At 45.7% G+C, this 24766-nt stretch carries 10 protein-coding genes; 3 read left to right on the top strand and 7 right to left on the bottom strand.

Annotation, left to right across the window (positions count from 1 at the left end; genetic code table 11):
• Positions 1-71 precede the first annotated feature (71 nt).
• Positions 72-1325, top strand: coding sequence for a methionine adenosyltransferase (gene metK, locus LKO28_RS12995; protein ID WP_227695364.1), 1254 nt, complete (start codon positions 72-74; stop codon positions 1323-1325).
• Positions 1326-1377: 52 nt separating this feature from the next.
• Here metK and LKO28_RS12990 read toward each other — a convergent pair whose 3' ends face one another.
• The 7 genes from LKO28_RS12990 to LKO28_RS12960 all read right to left on the bottom strand — a co-directional run bounded on the left by LKO28_RS12990 (position 1378) and on the right by LKO28_RS12960 (position 17192).
• On the bottom strand, positions 1378-3828 hold the full coding sequence (locus LKO28_RS12990) for a DUF4982 domain-containing protein (protein WP_227695363.1): 2451 nt from the start codon (positions 3826-3828) through the stop codon (positions 1378-1380).
• A 32-nt stretch (positions 3829-3860) separates the two neighbouring features.
• Positions 3861-4892, bottom strand: coding sequence for an arabinogalactan endo-beta-1,4-galactanase (locus LKO28_RS12985; RefSeq protein WP_227695362.1), 1032 nt, complete (start codon positions 4890-4892; stop codon positions 3861-3863).
• Positions 4893-4904: 12 nt separating this feature from the next.
• Positions 4905-5975 carry a DUF5111 domain-containing protein gene (locus LKO28_RS12980; RefSeq protein WP_227695361.1) on the bottom strand — a complete coding sequence of 357 codons (1071 nt, stop codon included), beginning with the start codon at positions 5973-5975 and terminating at the stop codon, positions 4905-4907.
• A gap of 22 nt (positions 5976-5997) precedes the next feature.
• On the bottom strand, positions 5998-7569 hold the full coding sequence (locus LKO28_RS12975) for a RagB/SusD family nutrient uptake outer membrane protein (RefSeq protein WP_227695360.1): 1572 nt from the start codon (positions 7567-7569) through the stop codon (positions 5998-6000).
• The gene (locus tag LKO28_RS12970) at positions 7569-10553 is read right to left on the bottom strand and encodes a SusC/RagA family TonB-linked outer membrane protein (protein ID WP_227695359.1); all 2985 of its coding nucleotides are present in this window, start codon (positions 10551-10553) and stop codon (positions 7569-7571) included. The genes LKO28_RS12975 and LKO28_RS12970 overlap by 1 nt, the downstream gene beginning before the upstream one ends.
• Before the next feature lie 27 nt (positions 10554-10580).
• Positions 10581-13151, bottom strand: a complete 2571-nt coding sequence (locus LKO28_RS12965; protein WP_227695357.1) for a hypothetical protein — start codon at positions 13149-13151, stop codon at positions 10581-10583.
• A 162-nt stretch (positions 13152-13313) separates the two neighbouring features.
• On the bottom strand, positions 13314-17192 hold the full coding sequence (locus LKO28_RS12960; RefSeq protein WP_227695356.1) for a helix-turn-helix domain-containing protein: 3879 nt from the start codon (positions 17190-17192) through the stop codon (positions 13314-13316).
• A 308-nt stretch (positions 17193-17500) separates the two neighbouring features.
• On the opposite strand from LKO28_RS12960, the gene LKO28_RS12955 reads away from it, so the two are divergent.
• Positions 17501-21493, top strand: a complete 3993-nt coding sequence (locus LKO28_RS12955) for a hybrid sensor histidine kinase/response regulator transcription factor (RefSeq protein ID WP_227695355.1) — start codon at positions 17501-17503, stop codon at positions 21491-21493.
• A 197-nt stretch (positions 21494-21690) separates the two neighbouring features.
• Positions 21691-24741, top strand: a complete 3051-nt coding sequence (locus LKO28_RS12950) for a SusC/RagA family TonB-linked outer membrane protein (protein WP_227695354.1) — start codon at positions 21691-21693, stop codon at positions 24739-24741.
• Positions 24742-24766 lie beyond the last annotated feature (25 nt).

Raw genomic sequence — 24766 nt, 5'->3', positions numbered from 1 at the left:
ATTACAGTCGTTTTTCCACTTCTACTTAGACAACTCCTTTCGTACGTTCAATCAAAAAGATATAGATAATAATGGCTTATTTATTTACATCCGAATCGGTGTCGGAGGGACACCCTGACAAAATAGCGGATCAGATTTCCGATGCATTGATTGATAACTTTTTGGCGTGGGATGAAAACGCCCGCGTCGCTATTGAGACCTTGGTAACAACCGGACAAGTTGTTTTAGCCGGCGAAGTAAAATCTAAAATCTATTTAGATGTTCAGAAAATTACCCGCTCGGTGATTCAGAAAATAGGCTACACCAAGTCTGAATATATGTTTGAAGCAAACTCTTGTGGCATCTTATCTGCCATTCACGAACAATCTGCGGAAATTAATCAAGGTGTGGATCGTAAAACCAAACAAGAACAAGGAGCCGGTGACCAAGGCATCATGTTTGGCTACGCGAGCAACGAAACCGAAAACTATATGCCCCTGGCTTTAGATCTCGCCCATCGCTTGTTGTATGAACTAGCTGCATTACGCCGGGAAAATAACGAGATAACCTATCTACGCCCGGATGCAAAGTCTCAGGTTACACTGGAGTATAGCGACGATCATAAACCACAACGTATTGATACGATCGTCATTTCTACCCAACATGACGATTTTGCGACAGAAGAAGCGATGTTGGAAAAAATCACACACGATGTCAAAAACATTCTGATCCCGCGTGTAAAAGCACAATTAAAACCAGATTTACAAAAGTTGTTTACCGACGACATCAAATTCCATGTTAACCCGACTGGAAAATTTGTTATCGGCGGGCCTCACGGCGACACCGGCCTGACCGGGCGTAAAATTATCGTGGACACTTATGGTGGGAAAGGTGCACACGGCGGCGGTGCATTCTCCGGAAAAGATCCATCTAAAGTAGACCGTTCAGCAGCCTACGCGACTCGCCATATCGCTAAAAACCTAGTAGCGGCTGGTGTAGCAGACGAAATTTTGGTACAAATATCCTATGCTATTGGCGTCAAGGACCCTATGGGCATCTACGTAAATACTTATGGTAAAAGCAACGTTCCTTACAACGACAGCAAGATTGCAGCGAAAATAGGGGAAATTTTTGACATGACACCTTACGGTATCGAGACCCGTTTAGGGCTTCGCAATCCCATCTATTCCGAAACCGCAGCTTATGGTCACATGGGAAGAACACCCCAAACTATTACCAAAACATTTGAAAGTTCTAACGGCGAACAGAAAACCGTGGAAGTGGAATTGTTTACTTGGGAGAAATTGGATTACGTGGATGTCATTAAAGAGGCGTTTGGATTATAATTCAAAGCTTAATAAATAGCAAGAACGCCACCCTTTTGGGGCGGCGTTCTTGCTATTCTACCTTCACACGTATCTTCCCACTCTTCAACCCCTGGCTTTTCGCTTCCAGCTGAATATCTCCCGATTGTTCCCCAGCCTGCACAATCGCCGTCAGCTGCCCGTTGAAAAGGTGCATTTTTGGCTCATGGAATAGATCCAGACAGGTTGGATCACCGTTTGCAGCTGCCCGGTATTGGCCTGCACCGGTTACGGAGAAATGTACCAGCGCATCCTCGTTCGGACATAAGTTACCCTCCTTATCCAACACCTTTACGCGTACATAGGCCAATGATTTTCCATCTGCCGCAATGACCTTATGCGGGGTCTCCAACACAATTTGATGGGCCTTACCCGCTGTCCGGACGATCTTTTCCTCCGCTGGCTTTCCTTCGTCATCATAGGCCACCACTTTCAGTTCACCAGGTTCATATACCACATCCGTCCACATCAAGCGGTAGCGATGTTGTACCGTCTCCTCCGTTTTCCGGCGCACACCTTGGCTCTTACCGTTAATAAATAACTCCGCACTTGGATAGTTCGTATAAACAAATACCGGAGTCACCTGTCCTATGCGTTCCGGCCACGTCCAATGCGGCAGTACATGTAAGGTGTTCTCCCGTTTATTCCACACACTCTTATAAAGATAATAGCGATCCTTGGGAATACTCGCCAAATCGATAATACCAAACATCGAACTATGGTTCGGCCAAGCATCCGTATCATAAGGAGAGGGCTCCCCAAGATAGTCAAAACCGGTCCATACAAACTGTCCCAGTGACCAAGCATGGTCGTCGGCCATAGCTAAGTCTTCGTCTGGTAAATTTGACCAAGAACAGTATTCCAGATCGTAAGAGGAGGACTGATGATCAGCATACACCGCCTCCGCTTTTTTCTCGACCGGAAATTTATAAACCCCGCGAGAGCTTACTGTCGACGTGGTTTCCGCTCCCAACAGCAGATTTTGGGGTAGTTTTGCATAAGCCTCCTGATAGCGGTGCACCCGGTAGTTAAATCCGGGAATATCGAGCATGCTCGCAAAACCATTTTCCAGCACACAGCTTATCTGATCCATCCCGCATGTTACCGGACGGGTCGGATCTTCCCGATGGCAGATATCCTGCAAGAAACGAGCTACTTTATATCCCTCCGGACTACACTGCGTAGGCACTTCGTTGCCGATACTCCACATCACCACCGATGGATTATTACGGAAATGACGGATCATATTCACCATATCCCGTTCGGCCCATTCGTCGAAGAAACGGTGGTAGCCGTTCAGGCATTTGGCAATATCCCATTCGTCAAAAGGTTCGATCATCATCATCAAGCCCAGTTCATCACACAATTCCACCAGTTCCGGCGCCGGCATATTGTGTGCCGTACGGATCGCATCACAGCCCATCTCCTGTAGCAGCTCCAGTTGGTACCGCAGCGCAGAAACATTGATCGCCGCCCCCAATGGCCCTAGGTCGTGGTGGTTACACACACCCTGAAACTTGCGGTGCTTCCCATTCAGAAAAAAGCCTCTTTCGGCAACAAATTTAATGTCTCGAATACCAAATCGTGTTTCGTAGCTATCCAACAGTTTGTCGTCGACAAAGATACGCGATACGGCCTTATACAATGCCGGGCTCTCCGGGCTCCACAGGCTAGGATCCAACACTTCCAAGTGCTGTACAAACGGTTGCCCATAGTTTATCTTTTGTGCATTGTCTTTAGACGACACCACCTTACCCTGTCCATCAATAATATCGGTGGTAACGCGAACCATCTTACCATCTGCATTCTCTATATTAGTCTCTAGCCGTACTGATGCCAACGTGTCCGAAACAAAAGGCGTCGTGACGTACGTTCCCCACACCGGCACATGCACCTGATCCGTTACAATAACGTGCACATTCCGGTAAAGGCCGGCTCCCGGGTACCAGCGAGACGATTGCGGTCTATTTTCCAACCGCACAGCCACCAGATTATCCTTGCCGGAGGGATTTATGAATTCCGTCACATCACAATGAAATGCATTATATCCATACGGCCAAAAGCACACCTCCTTTCCGTTGACATACACCCGAGCTTCACTCATCGCACCGTCAAACTTTAATACAACACGTTTATTCGATCGCTCAAAAGATGTCACATCAAATGTATTTCTATACCACCCCACACCGACATACGGCAATCCTCCCGTGCGTCCCGTTTTTACGGTAGCCACCTTTTCTCCATTCTGCGTAACGGCCACCTCCTGCAAATCATGTGCCCGGTCAAACGGACCGTAAATAGCCCAGTCGTGCGGCACCGTTACCTTATCCCATCCATGATCATCAAAGTCGGTTAACTCCGCTTGTTTAACATCTCCCTTGGTAAACCGCCAATCTTTTTCTAACAAAAATGTCTCCCGCAACTCCTGCGCAGCAAGCACGAAAGGGCAAAAGAGTAAAAAATATAAAAAAACACGTATCATCATAAAACTATCCAAAAAAAAAAGAATCTTACTTTTTACTTAAAGGCCTCCCATGCTTTCGTTGGCCGACCACTATCATCCATCGCGCCCAACGTATAGCCGTTCCAACCATTGTACGACAAGGGTTCCCAATAGAAAACACCTAACACCTGACCAGCCGGAAATTGCCGGCTCCTATCGATCAACTCCGTCAGAAATGCCTTAGCAGCATCCTCTTCGTCCCAGCTCATCCCCACTTCACAGATCATCACCTCCGAATCATAGCGCGCAATCATATCCTGCATATTCTGCACACACTGCTGTGTACGCTCCTGCCAGTTATCCTTATCTGGGTAGAGCGACATGCCGATCACATCCCATTTACCGCCGTTGGACTTCAAACCATCGAACAACCAACGGAACAAGCTGTTATCATAGCCATTATGCACGTGCACAATGACTTTCGCTGCTGGAAAAACAGCCTTCACCGCGTCGTACCCCGCATTATTCAATGCCGCATAATTTGCCATACTTTCCGATGCCTTTCCGTCCTCCCACAGCATGCCGTTTCCGGTTTCATTGCCAACCTGCACCCATTCTGCAGTTATTCCGTTATCCTTCAACAACTGCAAGACTTCTTTCGTATGTTCCGCTACGGCTGCCTTCAACTCATCCAACGATAAAGATCCCCAAGCAGCTGGTTTATTTTGCTGTCCGGGATCTGCCCAATGATCACTATAATGGAAGTCAATCATAATACGCATGCCCAGATGATGTGCCCGATATGCTTTTACCAATACATCCTCCTTGTTGCACCACCCGTTCGCCGGATCTACCCATACGCGCAGCCGCACCGCGTTCATACCTAACGACCGCAGCAGTTTTAGACCATCTGTTGCGATACCGGCCTGGTTATAGAACGACACGCCGGCCGCCTCCATTTCGGTTATCCAACTGATGTCAGCACCTTTCGCAAAGCTATCTTGATCCGGTATTGCCGGCGCCGCATTATCGTCCTTGCAGCTCCCCATTCCAAAAATACCTATACACATCCATAACCAGGATAATTTCTTTATATATACTTTCATATCTTATATAGATTATAAAGGTTCAACACTATAACGGAATGCCTTCGGATCCCGCAAATCGAGAATCAACCGATAGGTACCCACCTCTTCATAAGCAAAACCATCTGCATCTGCCGTATAGAGATTACATACCCCTTCTGTTTCCGATCCTCCAAAAAACCAACTCCAACTCTCGTTAATCAGTATTTTCATCCCCCATTGCTCTGGAGCAGCCGTCGTGATGGTTGCGGTCCAAACTTGTTGCTCCTGATCGTACACCATGGGATTCGCAGACGCACTCCATCCGTTGAAGTCGCCCGTAACCGATAAGCTTCGAACAACCGTCTCGCTCCACGCCATCGCATTGACATCCGCCCGGAGATAAAGATATCCGCCGTTATTCGTCCAACAATTCCAACGATCATCGCCAGCATACAATACATATTGATTCCCGTCCACCGGATAAGATCCGTAAATCGTACTCGCATCTGCACTTGCTTCGTTCGCTAAGTAAAAATTATACCATTGGTCTACCTGCACAAAACCATCATATATGCCATCTTCCAACCGCGCGCAAAGTTTCCACGGAAATGCAGAGAAATCACCATTGGCCATAAAGAGATAGTCGCCATCCTCCACCGGTTCAAACGCAGTCACCGCCAACTCCAGCACATTGCTATACAGCGGTTCCACATTTGGTGCCAACCGGCAGACTACACGCGCATATATCGGCTGCTGCTCCAACGGCACAAAACCCAAGGCCAGTACCATACTATTAAGCTGCTGGTGGGTATAGCTCAGCGAAGCACTTACTACATCAACCGATCGGCCGACAGATGCAAACGATGCGTTGGTTGAAAATTGCACCGTTGTCTTCATTTGCGATAATGCTATTGTTTCAGTGCTTTGCAGCTCGCTTATGTTCCACATCAGTTGTAACGCCACCGCTTTCGGTGTCGTCGCCTCCAAAGGCACTTCTGTTTTGGAAGCTGTCAATGTCGCCGGTTCCACACCCGTTATAGTCGGCGTGCCTCCTTCTTTTTCACAGGCGGCCAGCAACAACAGTATGAAGCCAACCACCACATAGTCATATAATTTTTTCATGGTTTTTTAATTGATCATTATGCTAATATCCCGTATTTTGAATCAAATTTGGATTTGCGGCCATATCCGTAACCGGAATAGGATACAAGTTAAACTTGGCATCCGTTGCCCGGCCATCGACTACGCCACCTTTCCACTGCCACAGGTAACTCCTCCCTGTAAACCGTCCGAAGCGGATTAAGTCTGTTCGGCGGGTTGCCTCCCAGAATAATTCCCGTCCTCTTTCGTCCAAAATAAAATCCAAGGTCAACTGTGCCGTAGAAATTTTACCCTCCTCACTACCAAATGCCCGGTGTCGGATCTGATTCACCAAATCCAATGCCTGCTGCAGATCTCCACCACCACCGCGGACAACCGATTCGGCATACATTAAATACACATCCGCCAAACGGATCATCGGAAAATCCGTACTCACCATTCCTTCATCTGTTACGAACGTCCCGTCATCTTTCAGATTCGTAAATTTCACGATACTGTATCCTTGGCTAGAGGATGAAGGGTCATCAATATTCAAGGTTTGACCGTCCGTCCAGAAGTTGCCACGCGTATCTGCCGCATTAAAAATCCCGACAAACTCCCGCAATGTCCGGAAGCTGTTCCACCCTGACAGCACACCATAATCTTCCGCTTTCATGCTCCCCACAATAGGGCCATTCACCAAATACGTCGTCGCTCCCCAAGTACTTGTATGAGCAACATCGGCCTGAATAGCAAAAATAATCTCCTCTGTCCGCTGGTCATTATCGGCATTGAACAGCTTCTTATAATCGTCCTGCAGCACATACCCAGCATCCATTATTTTTTGGCAATAATCGATGCAATCCCCATAACGTGCTTCACCCGTATATACCTGCGCATTTAAATAGTTCTTCGCGAGTAATGCCCAAGCTGCCTCGCGGCTCACGCGTCCATAAGCGTGCTGATGCCCTTCCGGCAAGAGTTCCGCTATTTCGCTTAGTTCACCTTCGAGGTAGCGAAATAATTCCGCACGTGTTATACGTGGCGGAAAAAATGCGCCGACCACGTCCTGCTCCGTTACAAAAGGCACATTCCCATATAAATCCATCGCGTGGCTATAAGCCAGCGCACGTAAAAAACGTGCCTCTGCAGCAAACTCCCGAATAGCCACTTGATCCGCCTCTGCAAAAGCAGCCAGCTTTTCGTCTGTCACATTACGCAAGAACTCGTTGCATATCGCAATGGTATAGTAAATACGGTAATACATGGCATTCACCCACGTATCCGAAGCCCCCCAGTTCATAAACTGTATCTCCACAAGGTTATCTCCTCCAGCCCACGTATACATCACCTCATCCGTCGGGATTTCCTGCAAGTTGAAGTACACCCGCAAATAACCCCAAGAAGCCGTTGTACCTGCCATATCCGGATCATCATCCCCACGGCCGTTTCCCGCCACAGCAAAAGAAGCGTACAACTTTGCCAAAACCGATTGGTAGCCTTCCACCGAGGTATACACCTGTTCAGACGTTGTCTCCACGGATGGAAACTGATCCAGATCTTTCGTGCAGGATGTTGGCAAAACGATGAAACACATCATTCCGGCCAACCATAATATTAAGTTTGTCTTCATCATTAAAAGTCTAAGTTTATACTTAAAGAATACGTCCGGGAGCGCGGATAGAAAGAGCTATCAAAGCCGTTGGGCACTTCGGGATCTATTCCCGTGTATTTGCTGATGACAAACACATTTTGTACGATCGCGCCGAGTCGTAGATTCGAAATACGTCCCATACGTCCCATATTATAACCCAACGAAATATTTTCCATACGCAAAAACGAACCATTCTCTACGTAGTAATCCGAAAAATACTGTCTGGCCTGAAAACCAGTACGGAGATAATCCCGATGTAAGTTGTTGAGTGCCGGATCCACATACTGTAGCGTTTCCCATGCACTCAGGTTCATTTTGGTATTGTTGTATACATAATTGCCTACATGCGCTCTTAATGTCGTGGACGCCGACCATTTTTTGTAAGACACCTGTGTGTTGAATCCAAACATCCACTTTGCTGCCGGCGACTGATAGCGATAGAGATCACTTTCGTTGATGCCGCCGTCTCCATTCAGATCTGCATATACCCCCTCCAGCGGTTTTCCCGTCTCGTCATACATTTGCTTGTAAACATAGAACATATACGGTTCATATCCGGGCGTCAAGATTTGTATACCACGCTCATTCACTTCGGGTCCGGCATACGTTCCTACCGATGAAGCATCGGGCACCATCGTGATATTCGTCACCTTCATGTGTTGACTGGTGGCATTCAGGTTTACCTCCCAACGCATACCTTCCCGATCGATCGGCACCGTATTCAATTGAAATTCAAACCCACGACTTTCAATATTACCCACATTGGTTGTCGCCATCTGATCGAAGTTAGTTCCAGCCGGCACCGCCACATTGGCCAATAAATCATGCGTTTTGCGTGTATAGTAATCCACAGCCCCCGATATACGATTTTGGAACAGGGCGAAATCCAGACCATAATTAAACGCCTTCGTCGTTTCCCAGCGTAAATCCCTTACATACACCGAAGGCCGGTAGACCAAGTGGTACTGGTTTCCAAAACGATATTGGGCATACGGCGTTCCTTGATTATAAATAGGCAGATAGCCATAATTCCCGATACCTTCCTGTTGGCCCGTCACCCCGTAGCTCGCGCGCAGCTTTAGATCGTCCAGAAAAGACACTTCCTTTAAGAACTGTTCTTCCGAAAGTCGCCAAGCCAGCGCCAACGAAGGAAATGTTCCCCAGCGGTTTTCAGGACTGAAGCGAGACGTTCCATCACGTCTTACCGTCGCCGTCAATAAATAACGGCTATCATAACCGTAATTCAGCCTTCCATAAATCGACATCAACGTATGCCGTTGATCTCTCGCTATAGCCGTTGAACGTACCTCCTCCCGATCATTGTAATACGTAATCGGCGGCCGTGTAGCGCTCCAATATTGGTAGTCATGCCCCACCGTTACTTCCAGATTACTTTTTAAATCCGGCAACTCCTTATTGTAGTTTAGATAGCCGGTAAACAGCCGGTTTTTTAAGGTTTCTTCGTAGGTATCGTAGGCTCCGCCAATTAAAAAATTATTCGCTGCGGTTTCCGGTATATGATTGTAACCTTCCCCTTTCGCATAATCATAGCCGAGTGTCACGTGCGCTTTCAATTCCGGTAAAAAGTGAAACTTATAATCCATATCGAGGTTACCAATTAAACGGTTCACGTCGCTCCGGTGTTTCTCCTGATGCAACAGGCCGAGCGGATTGAGATTTGCTCCCGTCGCCGGAAGGCCTGCATTGTCCAGACTTTCATAATAACCTCCATACGCCTCGTCGCCCGAATATATAGGCTGTGTAGGATTAAAAGCGACTGCCGTCCAGATTGCGTCCGTATTGGCAAATCGGTTATTATTGCGGGATCCTTTCAGATTCGCCGTTACCTTGAGGTGATCCTCCAAAAACGAAGGGTTTAATACAAGCGATCCCGTAACCCGTTCGGCTCTATCCGTCAGCAAGGTTCCCTGCTGATTGTAGTAACCTGCCGATGCCCTAAAAGGCACACGCCCAGCAATCTTACCCGTGGCACTCAGGTTATCATCTGTTCCCCAAGCCGTCTGGAAGACTTCCTGGAGCCAATCCGTATCCGCTTCACCGACCAGTGCTTTTTGTTTATCGTTACCTTTCGTATCAATCAATGACCGAAACTCGTCTGTACCGAGCATATCCGCGACTCCCCAAGGCTGTTGAGCGGACAACACGGAGGATACCGAAAAGCGCAGCCGATCACCTTTTCCTTTTTTTGTCGTAATCAACAACACGCCGTTGGACGCCCGGGATCCATAGATAGCCGTTGCAGAAGCATCTTTCAAAATCGTCATACTTTCGATATCATTAGGGTTGATGAGGCTCAGAAAATTACCACTATTACCACTGATACCTCCGGCCTCTAAGGGCACACCATCCAGTACGATAAGCGGATCATTACTTGCACTCAAAGAAGCCCCACCACGAATACGGATCGTACTTCCGGCACTCGGCGAACCGCTGTTCGACATCACCTGCACGCCAGCCGATTTTCCGTTGATCAGCTGTTCGGGCGAACCCACCAGTCCCGCATTAAAATCTTTGCTGTTCACGGTACTCACCGAACCCGTCAAATCTTTCTTGGTCATACTACCATATCCCACCACCACGAGTTCTTCGAGTACATTTCCCGCTTCTGTCAGGAAAACATCCAATACGTTCCCCGTTGCTGTCAACGTTTGTTCCTCATGTCCAAGGAAAGTAAACGAAAGTTGTTTGGATCCCGCAGGCAGCGATATGCTGTACGTCCCATCTTCTGCGGTCAATGTGCCCACATTTGTACCAACCACCCGCACCGAGACTCCCTGCAAGGGTATCCCGTCCTGATTCCGGACCACGCCCTGAACAAGCTGCTGGAACCGGGATACCGTCTGCTCCTGCGTGCCAGCATATACCGACCCGAAAAGCATTATGCTTCCCGTACCGCAAACCAACGACAAGCAGGCCACGCCAATTTTTATAATAAAAGGTTTCATATGTTTATAATATATATTAGATTTTTACTATTCCATCCATACCGCTCCGATGGTGATGGCAGCGTTTTTATCTACGGCGCCATCCGTCGAAATGATCAATTTCTCGCTATCTTGAATAGCGAATGATATCGGTGTCACTGGCACAAAATAACGTTCTAAGAAGGTGGGGTAGGGCGCTGGTAGCAAGGCGGTCGGTACCAGCGTTAATTCCTCCAAAGGAACACGAAGCGTCTGCTGCGCATCCTTCTCGAGCTCTACCGTTGCCGCATACGTATAGCCCATGTTGGACACGAATCCTATTTGTATCTTCCCGTCAAACGACTGATTCCCCACCGCTATCATCAAGTTTTTCACCTCATCAATCTTATACTCCCGTTCCCCGATCACCTGTTTGATGTCTTTCAACCAGAAGAATTTCGTCTCGCTATCGTGTCTGGCAAACGTATAAGACCACATCGGTACCGTCATCGGATCTTTTTGTGTTTTCCGCACTTGGCTATAAGCTGTTTCGGGAATAGCATAGGTTTCCCACGCCGGCTGCGCCGACAACGATTTTGCAAGCACAATAGGCGTCGTGCGGTCAACAATTTCTGTCATCCAATACCTGTCTATAGTCGTATCCCAATCCAAGGGCGCCCCCGATGTTCCCTGCGGAAACGTATATTTTTTCCCATCCACAAATACAGTCGCCGTATAACGAACCCTATCCCCGCGAAGCATAGATTGCGGAAGACGGCCGATAAACCGATATCCTTCTTCATTTTCCAGCTTTATATACGTATTGTCATCTCGCCAGAATGATACTTCATCCGTCTGAACAATCACCGAGTCGGGCGTCACAGCCGATACGACATGGAGAGAAATAGCTAGATCCTTACCACTTTCGTGATAACCGGCAGGTGTATGTACGACCGTGGGTGACTGTTGTACGGACGCTGCCGGCGCCACAAAATGTCCTAATGAATAGCGGTTCCATACTGTCGAGCTGTTCCATTCTGCCCACGCCGGCTGATCTTTCCGACCGAGTATATAGACCCCTGGTGTAACCATCATCGCTGTCCCGTCCGCCTGTCCGCGTGACGAAGTTTCGGGTGCTAATTGCTTCCAGGAAAAATCCTCCCCTAGATCTGGCAAGCGAATTTCCATGTTGTTTTCCGACCAAAGAATCTGTACCACCTCCCGGGATAAAGACGGCTTCGCAAAGGGATCGTTCACCGTCTCTGCATCGGGCATAACCTCCAAGCGCCACACTCCATCCTGCAATTTATCCAAAAAATAGGCGCCCGAGCCACTGTAGTCTACTACCGGCGAGCTGCCGTGTCCGGCTATTTTTCGTAATGCTTGCACGCTTTTTGGGTACACATCCGTATTATTGGTATAATAAAAAGCGGTATCCACATTCATTACGGCGAGATCCTGTTCATAGCTCACCATAAAATCCCCATACAGCGTATCTTGCGGATAAGCCGGGAAAGACTGGTTTCGCGGGATTCTATAGGCTGTTTCGGCCGCGATCATCATACTGATCGCTTTCGCTGGCGTATAGGCTAGGTTCAGATAGTGGGTTTGGTATTCGGTATTGTATGCTGCCATATCCAGCGGATCGTACGCAAATTGCGTTATCCACTGGAAACCATTGGAGCGGAACGTCCGGCTCATGGCAGGATGTATATAACTATATAGGATATCCGCCGGATCATACTCATACACTGCCTTGGCTTTATTGGCAAAGCCTTTTTCATCTGCAAACGGGATAACATAGCGATCTACATACGGCAGAAAATTACCTTTTCGCTCCTTTCCTGCGACCAATCCGATAGGATACCATTGATACGTCGTCCCCTGCACATCCGATTTAAAGTAGGCTGGTACATGCTCCATATTGTGGCTTACATTGTAAAAAACCGGCTTCTTGTTTCCTGCTTTTTTCATCGCAGCCAGCATTTCACGGATATAATGTTCGGTAGTACTTACCTCTCCCGTATGGCAAGGTTCGTTATTAATTTCAAAGCCCACCACATAGGGATCATCCTGATAGGCAAGACCGGTATGTGGGTTCACATGGCGCAGGAGTCCGGTGATATACCGCTTTTGTGCAGCTATAGCCTGCGGGTCCGCATGTATCTGACACTTGTCGTATAAATACGAAAACCCGCCCGTCTGCACGTTCCGTTCAGGATAACCGTTTCCAAAGTTCGTCATGGCAGTTATCAGTATCCGGATACCGTTTTCCTGTAACCTGAACAAGAGATAATCCAGTAATTCCAGATGCTCGTTTTCCAGTAAGTTTCCTTCTCCATCTGCAATTTCTACATCCCAGATATGGATACGATAAGCATTGAAACCTAATCGTACAAGATGATAAACGTCGCGATCAATCGCTTCTTTGTGGTCTATACCTTTATATTGTAAAGCCCGGTAAGCATGCGCAAAAGGCGTTGTGTAATTTACACCAAAAAAAGATGCTTCCTGCTTCGTATCCGACCAGCGCATCACCCCCTGTTTATCCACATAGATAGTCGGTACATTTTTGTCCGCTTGTGCAAAAACAGCCAAGAAGAAAAAACAGGCAAATAAACCTAGAATACATTTACGCATGATAATACTTGTTTTATAATTTTATGTTAGCGAAATAATAACACAAACCTAACAAGCATTACCAATTAAAGCGACCACGTTTCGGACAAAGCCTAACACAAATCGGACATCCCGTCTATCCAAAGGTCTAAATAAAGAAATAACAAGCTGTGAATAAACAGATTAAGCAGAACCCCCATTTAGCTGGTCCATATAATTTTTAGGTGTGGTTCCGAATTCTTCCTGAAAGCATTTGGAGAAATAGGACGCATTCGAATACCCGACCATATACATCACCTCGGCGACGGTGAACTTCCGTTGGCGCAACAGTAATGCTGCCTTTTTCATCCGTACTGTCCGGATATAGGTTACCGGCGTATGTCCCGTCAGTTGTTTAATTTTTCGATACAGCTGCTTCGCACTTACCCCTGCCTGATCAGCTAGCCGTTGCACCGAAAAATCGGAATCGTCCATCGCATCTTCGATAACCTGTGTTATCTTATTCAACAATTGCTCATCAGGCGATACAACAATCTGTTGTTCGCGAGGTTCACACAGTTCATCTATACGTAGCTTGGTTTGCAATTTTGTCTTTTTTAAGAGTAGTTGTTGCATTTGTAACTTCAGTAACTCCAAATCAAACGGCTTCTGTACGAAAGCATCTACACCTGCTGCAACGCCAGCCCGCTGGAGCTGTTCATCACCAACGGCAGTCAATAGGATTACCGGAATAATGGCTGTGTCCGTACGTTTGCGCAACTGCCGTATCATTTCCAGGCCGTCCATCCTAGGCATCATTGCGTCAGACACGATGATATCTGGCTTAAAGGATTGATCAATCAAATCGATGGCCGCCCGTCCATCCACCACTGTTCGGCAATCATATATATTTTCAAAGGCCAATAGTAAAAAGGACGATAACTCCTCATTGTCTTCAACGATAAGCAACTTTATTTTCTGAGTCTTATTATCCACAGGAGTTGGCTCAACATACACACTATTTACAGGTATGTTAATGGTTACGGTGGTTCCTTCCATCCACTGTGAGTCGAGTTCCACCGTCCAACCCAATTGCCCTGCGTAGTTGCGTACCAGATAAAGCCCTACCCCCGTTCCATCAATAGCCTGAACCTCTTCCGATGCCGCACGGTAGAACTTACTAAACACATACGGCAGATCCTTTTTCTTTATCCCGATTCCGTTGTCCCGTATCGTAATGACAATTCCCTTTTCGTTTTCATTCAGATACAGTTCCACCACAGCCCCTTCCGGTTTACTATATTTACACGCGTTGGCCAGCAGGTTATTCAGCATAGATTCCAACTTGGAAACGTCCGTTTGGATAAGGAGGCCTTCCGTATCTGCCACCAATCGCCATTCGATATGTCTATACATATCTACCTGCTTCCATTCGTCTCGGCAGCGTTCGACAAAAGCCTTTAAATCTAGCTGCGAAGTAATCAATTCACCCATGCCTGACCGTTCCTCCTTCTTCTCAAAAGTCATCACCTCCTGAATCAAGCCGTTGATCTTCATGGCATTCCGGTGTACACCGTCCAATAACTTTTTGTTATCCGGGTTCTTGGTTTTCAGCATCAGCTGGCTCACGGGTGCCAAGATTAAGCTTAGAGGGTTTTTCAGATCATGGGACACCGCAGTTAAGAAATCCATTTTCATTTTAGAAAGCTCCATAACCTTTTTTCGCTCCCGTCTTTCCCATTTCAATTTGTTTCGTACCCGAAAGAAGTTTACTATCCAAAAGAGCAATCCAAGAACAGCTAATGCATACACTATCCTTGCCCAAACCGTCGCGTACCAAGGATAATTGATCTTGATATCATAAAGCGAAATTTCGGAAATGACCTGCCCTAACATATCGACCTTTGCCACCTGCAGCGTATAGCTTCCTGACTGCAAGTTGCTCAATTGTATTTTGTTGTCCTGCTGTTCTAGCGGTATCCAAGTTTCATTGGCTGCCTTAAACGCATAAGCCAAGCGATGTCCAAGGTGGTTGCCATAGTCCAAATCAGAAAACTCCAGCCGAAGGTTATTCTCCTGATAATCCAACACAATTTCACGACGGTAGCGCAAGCCATAGCCACTTGCCCCAAAACGCTCGTTGTTGACATACATCGCGGTCAGCACAATCGCCGATGCCGACTTTGGCTCTGCAAACTGTCCCGTCGCCGGCAATACCACGACTTCGTTTATTCCGCCCAGTAAGATATCCTGAGTTTCCGCTTGGTAAAACATCGCCGTGATGCCGCCACCGTAACGCACCAACGTACTCTGAAGTGTCCTTTTATCAATCTTCCAAAGGCCCACGTTATTGGCTACCCAGATATATTTTCCAGCATCCTCCACAGCGGTCACCTCTCCCAATCCGCTTGGATCAAATACGAGCGATTCTTTTTTCCCTTCCTTGGAAATCCGCATCAGCTCGCCATGTTTCCCTACCCAAATTGTTCCTTCCGTATCAATCAGCATAAATACCGCATCCGATATCGACTTCCCGTCTGCACCCTTTACCTCCGCAACTTCGCCAGTACGCGTGTCGATAGTGTTGATGCCTCTGTTGTAGAAAAGAACCCAAATTTGATCTCGGTGATCCAACAGAATCTGATTCGGAAAATTAGCCAACAGTCCACGCGATTGATCATAACTTTCACCCGTCACATATCCGTCGTCCGACTTTCTTAAGCGTTCCTTATCTACCACGAAAACACCTCCCATATACGTTGCGGCCCATAGATTTCCGTTCCTATCCTCCTCTAGGTCATACGCCCATTTGGCATTTTTTTTACCGCTACTGTCCACAATCATCAAACTTTTAAATGATTTTTTATGTGGATCAAACAAACTTATCCCACCGTCCGATGCTACCCATAGCATACCCTCGCGATCCTCATAAATATCGCGCACGCGGTTATGAGGTAGCGCGTATTTTGCCGCATCCATCCGATACCAATAAGATTCCGCCACGTTCTCATCAAAGGCTGTCGTACGTATCAATCCGTTGTCGCCACCCAACCAGTACCAACCCGATCGGTCTTGCCATATTCGGTAAAACTTATTCCCGTTGCTACTATGTGTAAACTGATATATCGGAAATTTCCTTTCCCGCCATCTTTCCGTCCATGCTGAAAAGCCCAAATCGGTACCCACCCAGACATCTCCCGTCCGGCTGGCGAAGACACTCCATATAATATTATTTGCGAGGGAAAACGGATTTCGCGCATCATGCTTTATCCGTTGCAACGTCTGTTGTTGCGGACCATAAACGAAGAGCCCATCGTCTGTACCAATCAACAGGGTCTGCGCATCCCGTTTCGCCATCGACTTCACCGGCAATTTCTGCAATAGCGGGGCTTTAAGCAACCGCGCTTCGTTATCTGCATAGATGTATAACCCGTACTCTGTGCCGATATACGCCTGTTCTTGATCAAAAACGAGGATAGAATTAATAAACTGGTTTGCACCCTCCTTGTATTCCGGCAGTACAAGTCGTCGTAACGAAACTGTTTCCGGCGTAAGCTCGAACAGTCCGTTGTAGGTCCCGACGAGAATTTTGTTTCCTTGTCGCGCCAAGGTATATACTTGGGTTGTCAATTCCGATTTCAGCCTTTCTGTAAAACTGGCAAAGGTCTTCCGTTTCACATCATAAGTATACAAACCTTTCAACGATCCTATCCATAAGGTGTCACCAACCAACAATAATGCTCTGACCTCCGAAACATTGACCATCGGCAAGTCCTCATAACAATCCTTTTTATAGTTATACAGGACAACACCCCTTTCGGTACCCAACGCCAGTCGACTACCGTCCAATACCACTATACTATAAATATAAGTCTGGTATTCTGGCTTCCCATCTACTGCCGCGTGCAAGGTATAACCATCGTAATGATACAGCCCATTGTTACTCCCCAGCCAAAGCAACCCTAGACTATCTTGCGCAAATGCATGCACCGTACTGGCTTTCGCATCGAGCGAAATGTTCCGGAAATAATGGAAATCAACCGCTTGTGCAGATGCGGTAAAGATACCGACCAGCATATACATTACAGATAGTATATAACTATGCATTTTTTCCATTCGTATCAACTCGACGCTTTGATTAGACCCACAAGATCATATTACATGGCGGCATCAAACCCAAAATTTAGTACAATTCGGCAATTAAGATAGTGGTTTCTGCAAGAAATTCAAAAAATAAAAACCCTCCAACCTACCGCCATGTCGCACGCTACCCTGCAGCGAAATTTGCAAATCCCATTCTAATTCTCAATTTTTGTTTATCATAAACGTCAAATTAACATTTTTTTAAATCGCTTGTCACGAATTAATAAACACCACATAAACACGTGTACATGACATTGGGAAAGTTTCAGCTGCTCTTGTTTTTATTACTATCCGGATTCGGTATATCCTTTTCCCAGGTCAACCAATACAAAATACTTTCACTGGAGCAAGGTATTTCCAATATCAATGCCCTAAGTGTCGTTGAGGACGACCAAGGATTCATCTGGGTAGCGACCGAACTGGGGCTTAATCGATTTTCCGGAAATTCGTTCACCCATTATTACAAGTCCGAATTGGTTGACGGATCCTCCGTCAATAGCAATGAAATCAATAAACTGCTGTACGATGACGGGTTGATATACATCGGCACCCGCGCAAACGGGCTGAATATCTTCGATACAAAAAGACAGACCTTTTCCTATTTTACCCATGATCCGCGTGATCCGACGTCGATTGCCACAAACGATATCACGGATATGATCAAAGGCATAGACGGCCATATTTGGCTTTCTACCTATCACCGTGGTATACAACGTTTTGATATTGCCACCCAAACGTTTACACATTTTGGTATGGAAACTATCCCTGACCTGCCGAGTAACAGTATATGGTCTGTGGCACAAGATCAGCAAGGTAAGCTTTATAGTGGACATGTAAATCATGGTGTTTCTATATTGGACCCCAAAACAGGAAAATTAGAGCATCTTCATGTACAGAATACAGCCGGCGCTCTTCCCCATAACGAAGTGAAGATACTTTTTTGTGACAGTAGAAATAACATTTGGATAGGTACAAGAAAGGGGCTGGCGGTGTATACACCCCACAACAAGAAAATTCGGCATATACCACTCCATTCGACAGCAGGTAATGCCAACGAGCCTTTTGTACATACCATTCGGGAAATCGGCGAGGATATATGGGTGGGAACAGAACCTTCCCGCGTATATGTTTTAACACCTCGTTACAATAGCGATCAAGAGTTCCTAAACGTAGACAATGTACGTTCAGTTGATATTAGCAATTCCATCTCTGTTCAGGATATGATCCCCGACAAATTTGGAAATGTTTGGTTAGCATTATACGGTAGTGGACTGGGTTTCGCTAGCCATTTTACACCCTTCTTCCAAACACTTCCTGATGTAAAAGCCGTCGTTAGTGGAATAGTTATCGATCGGCAAAATACAGGCTGGCTTATTACGGACGGATCTGGACTGCTTCGATGGACCGCTGATAAAAATCTTGTAGAGGAGGTTATAGCACCTGGCAACATACGCAATCGCACATTTCTAACGGCTTATCAAGATCGACAGGACAATATTTGGCTAGGGCTAGCCGATAAAGGGGTAGCCCGGTTTCACACACCTACAAAACGATGGCATAAGATTGAACTAGACGGAGAATTGAATGAAGTACGAGCTATCTTAGAAGACCAAACCGGAAAGATATGGCTTGGTACAATAAATGGACTGGTAATTTATGACCCGCTATCCCAATCGTTCGAGACACTACGTATCAACATGCCATCGTTAGGTGATTACGCTCCACGTTCACTCATAGAAGATAGTTCGGGGAATATCTGGGTAGGAACTTATGGACAAGGTGTTTATGTATTTTCTACCGAAACCCGAGCGTTGATCGCCCATTTTGATGCAACCAACGGACTTAGAAGCAACAGCATTAATCACCTGTTCCTGGACCGCGAAAACAACATCTGGATTGCTACTAATGAAGGTATGGCGGTGCAATACGCAAAACAAGAGCTCGGCACACTGAAAAACATCACACCGCCCAAACTTAACGCTTGGCTTTTTATCCAAGCCATTGCCCAAGACCAAAAGGGAGATATTTGGTGCTCTACTAAAGCTGGCCTACTGCGGTACGTGCCAAAAGACAATCGCTTTTTTAGTTATGATCAGGATTTTGGTATCCCTTTAGGTGGTTTCAAAAACAGCAGTGTAGCGACGAACAAACAGCACCATCTCTTCTTCGGCATGCAAAATGGCCTGTGTTTTTTTAATCCAAAAGACATACCTATCCAACTTCCCATATCCCCCGTCCATATCCGAAAGTTCACCACCTTCCGTAGCGGAGAATTGCCTCTACAGGAGGAAAAACAAACTTATGGTATCCAACAACTTGAGTTATCTTATCAGGAAAACAGCTTCAGTATAGAATTTAGTGCTGCGGATTATGCTCTACACGGACTGATGGAATATAGCTACCAGCTGCAAGGCTTTGACAGCGACTGGACGAATATAGGTGGTGAACAAGTGCTGAATTTCAGAAATATTCCATACGGAAACTACGACTTACTTATACGGACACGATTAAAAAATGAAAACTGGTCGGGTGATGTCACACGTCTATCGATCCATATTCAGCCACCGTACTACCTTAGTCCGTACGCAAAGGCGCTCTATATCCTACTGGCGAGTGGCATCGCTTTTGCCATTTTCTTTTTTTATCATCGAAAGATCAAAGCCGAAGGGGAATTACGACTAAAAAAACTAGAACATCAACAACAGCAACAGCTCGCGACAGAACGTCTGCACTTCTTCACGAATATCACGCATGAACTGCGGACACCACTCACCCTTATCTTAGGGCCGTTGGACGATCTGCTACGGGAGAACAATCTATCCACAAAACAAAAAAAATTAGTACAGGTTGTTCAAAAGAGTTCTAACCGTCTGTTTAGCCTGGTCAATCAATTGCTGGAATTCCGAAAAGTAGAATCACGACATAAACCACTTGTACTCGGTGAAGGCTATTTAGGAGATGTGGTGCTAGATCTCGTTCATAAATATAGAGAGTTGAATGTCAAAGATGGGCTACAGATACGCTGTCAGCTACCCTCTCCGGATTTGCGTACGACGTTCGACGCCGAAATTATCCATATTATTTTAGACAACCTGTTGTCTAACGCCTACAAATATACCAATACGGGTGCGATCGATGTACAGCTAACGTATGAACAGGATCAGCTCAATACTTGGTCTGTGCTGCGTGTAAAAGATACGGGATGTGGCATTCCTGACGAATATTTGGAACGCATCTATGATCGCTTTTTTCAAATTGATCATCAAGCACAACCGGGTACCGGAATTGGTCTGGCCATGGTCAAGGAACTGGTCGCCGTACATTATGGAAAAATCGATATAAAAAGTAAGGTTGGAGACGGCACTGAATTTTGTGTCCGCTTGCTAACCAACCACATTACAATTACACCTCAACAAGAGAAAATGGCTGATGATGCTATACATTTGGAAAACGAGGATTCGCAACCGGTTATCTTAATCGTAGAGGACGATGTCGATTTAAGAAATTATATAGTCGCTTCTTTAGAAACACATTATACCATCCTCTCGGCAGACAATGGTATCCAAGGCTTGGATGCGGCAACCAAACATATCCCAGACCTTATTATCAGCGACGTGATGATGACAGGTCTAGATGGATTTGAAATGGTCGGGAAGCTCAAGGAAAATCGTTCCACCAGCCATATTCCGATTATTCTATTTACAGCAAAAGATCAGGAGATAGACCGACAACGAGGATATGAGCTGGGCGTAGATTCATATTTAATTAAGCCTGTGCATCCAGCTTTATTGCATAAACGCATTGAAAATATTTTATCCAATCGAAAGAATATCCACAACTATGTATTGCAGAAACTACCTTCAAAGACAGAGAAACCCACGAATGAACTGGATACCGACCTTTGGAAGGAAAATACTTTCGTTCAGGAATTTGTAGAAATCGTAGAACACTACATGCAGGATGATGTACTAGATGCCGCCAAGCTGGCTGAAAAAATGAACATGAGCCAATCGACACTGTACCGAAAACTCAAAGCATTGACCGGAAAAAACATCAATCAGCTGGTTCGTAAGATACGGATACAAAAAGCTGCTATCCTGCTTCAATCCGGCCAGTATAATATTACGGAAGCTTCCTTTATGGTGGGGATACATAGTACGATCTACTTCCGCCAATGTTTCAAAGAGGAATTTGGCCTACTACCCTCCGAATATCTAAAAAACGTCTCAGAAAGCAAATAAAGTCAATATTTGACGAAAATACCATCGAAATCTGACGGATTTATATATGTCCTATCCGTCGATAATCTATTATGTTTGAAGTGCGTTTTCAATTATAAATTTGATAGTACTCTACACGGGAGAAAATAAGCTTCTTATACAATCCAAGTTTCTTTTTTTGCTAATTGAATCGCAAATAATTAACAAAACTAAATATTATGGTAAATTTTAAACCTATTCTTTTACATGTACTGATATGGATGCTACCATTATTTGTGCATGGACAACAGCAATTATCGGGACGCGTCCTTAACGACGTCAATGAACCAATCGCGGGCGCCAGCGTATTCGTCAAAGGAACCACACAAGGTGCCACGACGGACGCCTCGGGTAATTTTGAGCTCGTTGCCCAAGGTGATTCCCTTTCGGTAACATTCATTGGCTATAAGCCGCAGACCGTCGCTATCGGCGGCCAAACAACCTTCACTATTCTATTGGAGACGGACGATCAATTTCTGGAAGATGTAGTAGTTGTGGGTTATGGTACGCAAAACAGAGCTACTGTAACCGGATCGATTTCCGAGGTAAAAGGAGATGATCTTATAAAAAGTCCACAGCCAAACCTATCCAATTCCCTCGCTGGAAGATTTTCAGGTTTAGTTGCTACCAATCGCGGAGGAGAACCAGGCTATGATGGTTCACAGCTACGTATTCGCGGAGCGTCTACAACGGGTAATACCGATGTATTGGTCGTCGTCGATGGCGTACCCGGCCAAGTCGGAGGTTTAGAGCGTCTAGATCCAAATGATATAGAAAGCGTAACCATTCTAAAAGACGCGGCCGCAGCTGTATACGGAAGTCGTGCCGCAAATGGTGTGATTCTAGTAACAACTCGTAAAGGTAAACAAGGCAAGCCAACAGTTTCCTATTCCTTTAACCAAGGTTTCTCGTCGCCTACACGCTTGCCAACCATGGCCGACGCTGCAACCTATGCTGAGATTCGAAACGAGATTGACTATTACAATAATCCTGCGGGTGGCATGAACCAATTTTATAGCGAAGAGGATATTCTGAAATTTCGCGATGGCTCTGATTCTTTCCATTTTCCAAACACCGACTGGCAAAAAGAGGTTTTAGCAAAAACTGCTCTTCAAAACCAACACAACTTGTCTGTTTCTGGTGGCACAGAGCGTACACGATATTTTGTATCTGCAGGTACGCTGATGCAAGATGGTATCTTCAAAGATGGCGTAACCAAATATAACCAATACAACTTCCGCTCCAACATCGACATGGACGTAACCGATCGATTTAAAGCTGGACTCTCGGTCGCCGGACGCGAAGAGAAACGTAGATTTCCTACTGTCGGTGCAGGTGAAATTTTCAGAAATATCTATCGTGCGTACCCCACCATACTATCTCGTTATGAAAATGGATATCCGAGTACCGGAATTGAAAATAATAATCCCGTCATGATGGTGACAGACGCCGGAGGTACCAACCTGAATCCGAAACTCGTGTTCAATGGGATTCTACGTGCATCCTATGATTTACCTTTTTTAGATGGTTTGATGTTAGATGGTTTTCTTGCTGTAGATAAATCACAGGAGTCTGGAAAGAACTTCATAACACCTTATTTAGTCTACAATTATGACGCTACTAATAATCAATACGAATCCAGAAATGTTGGGGAAGCAAAGGCTCAACTACAGCAATTCCAGGAAAACACGTCGTTGATGACAGCAAACATTAAATTAAACTATGAAGAGTCTTTTGGAGATCACAACGTAAAAGCATTCGCAGCTTACGAGCAAAGTGAACGTACTTTATCCCGTTTAGAGGCGGGGAGAAGGAATTTTCCGACATCCCTTACCCCAGAAATTTCACAAGGAGGAACCGCCTTAGAAGATCGTACCAACGCCGGACTTAGCTGGCGAGAGAGCCGCGTGAGTTTTATCACCCGCGCAAATTATGATTATAAACAGCGGTATTTGTTGGAAGCTCAATTACGGATAGATGGTTCGTCGATTTTCCCACCAGAAAGCCGATTCGGCTATTTCCCGGGTGTTTCTGTTGGTTGGAGGATGTCTGAAGAAGATTGGTTTAACACGGGGTTAATCAATGATCTGAAACTGCGGGCTTCCTATGGCGAATTAGGGGGAGACAACATCTCCGCAAATCAATTCGTAAATAATTATATTTTCAACAACGCCTATACAATTGGGAACAGTATATATCCAGGGGTTGATCTATATAAATTGGCAAACCCAGCCATTACTTGGGAAGTTTCTAAAAAAACTGATGTAGGATTAAATGCACGATTCTTAGATAAATTTGATTTGGAATTTGTTTACTTTAACGAGAAACGATCTAATATTCTCCTACCGCGTAATGCTTCTATCCCCGGCGTTATAGGTATTTCCAATCCATATGATGCGGAAACACTTGTTCCTGCAGAAAACATTGGCCGAGTAGACAACAATGGTATAGAAGCAACATTAGGATACCAACACAGGGGTAACTTCAATTTCGGTGTAGCAGGAAACGTCACGTATGTCAAAAGCAATGTCGTATTCAGAGACGAAGCTCCGGGAATACCGGATTGGCAAAAAGAAACCGGCAATCCGCTAAATACTTACTTATTATATCGGTCAATTGGCATATTCCGCACACAGGAAGATTTGGATAATTATCCACATGTTCAAGGTGCCGGTTTAGGCGACCTTATATTTGAAGATTACAACCAAGACGGTGAAATTACGGCTGACGATATGGTACGAACCAACCTTGGAAATATCCCGCAGCTAACTTTCGGACTTACCTTAAACGTCAGCTATAAGAACTTTGATTTGTCTACGGTATTCTCCGGACAAGGACGCTCGCGTCAATATATCCTATCAGAAGCGGGTACAGTTGGTAATTTCTACAATACATGGGCAGAAAACCGCTGGAGCCCGAACAATGTAGACGGAACTTATCCGAAGGTAAACGAACGTGCATCAACGGCCATCAGTGGAGGTCTCTTCCGCAACGACTTTTGGTTGTTTAATACCGCTTTCGTACGCTTAAAGAACATCGAATTGGGGTATACCATACCGACACCCATTATTGAACGTATCGGGTTAAACCGTGTACGTCTGTACGCTAACGGATTTAACGTATTTACGGTCACAGGTTTAAAAAACTTCGATCCCGAAGGGGATAACGAAAGTGGACACTTCTATCCACAGCAACGTATCTTTAACTTGGGGGTCAACATCGGCTTTTAACCGTTATTATTACAACTAAAAAAAT

It is taken from the genome of Sphingobacterium sp. FBM7-1 (assembly GCF_020687765.1).
Taxonomy (GTDB): Bacteria; Bacteroidota; Bacteroidia; order Sphingobacteriales; family Sphingobacteriaceae; genus Sphingobacterium.
Note: the sequence above shows the minus strand (reverse complement) of the source record. Positions and strands in the feature narration are given on the sequence as shown.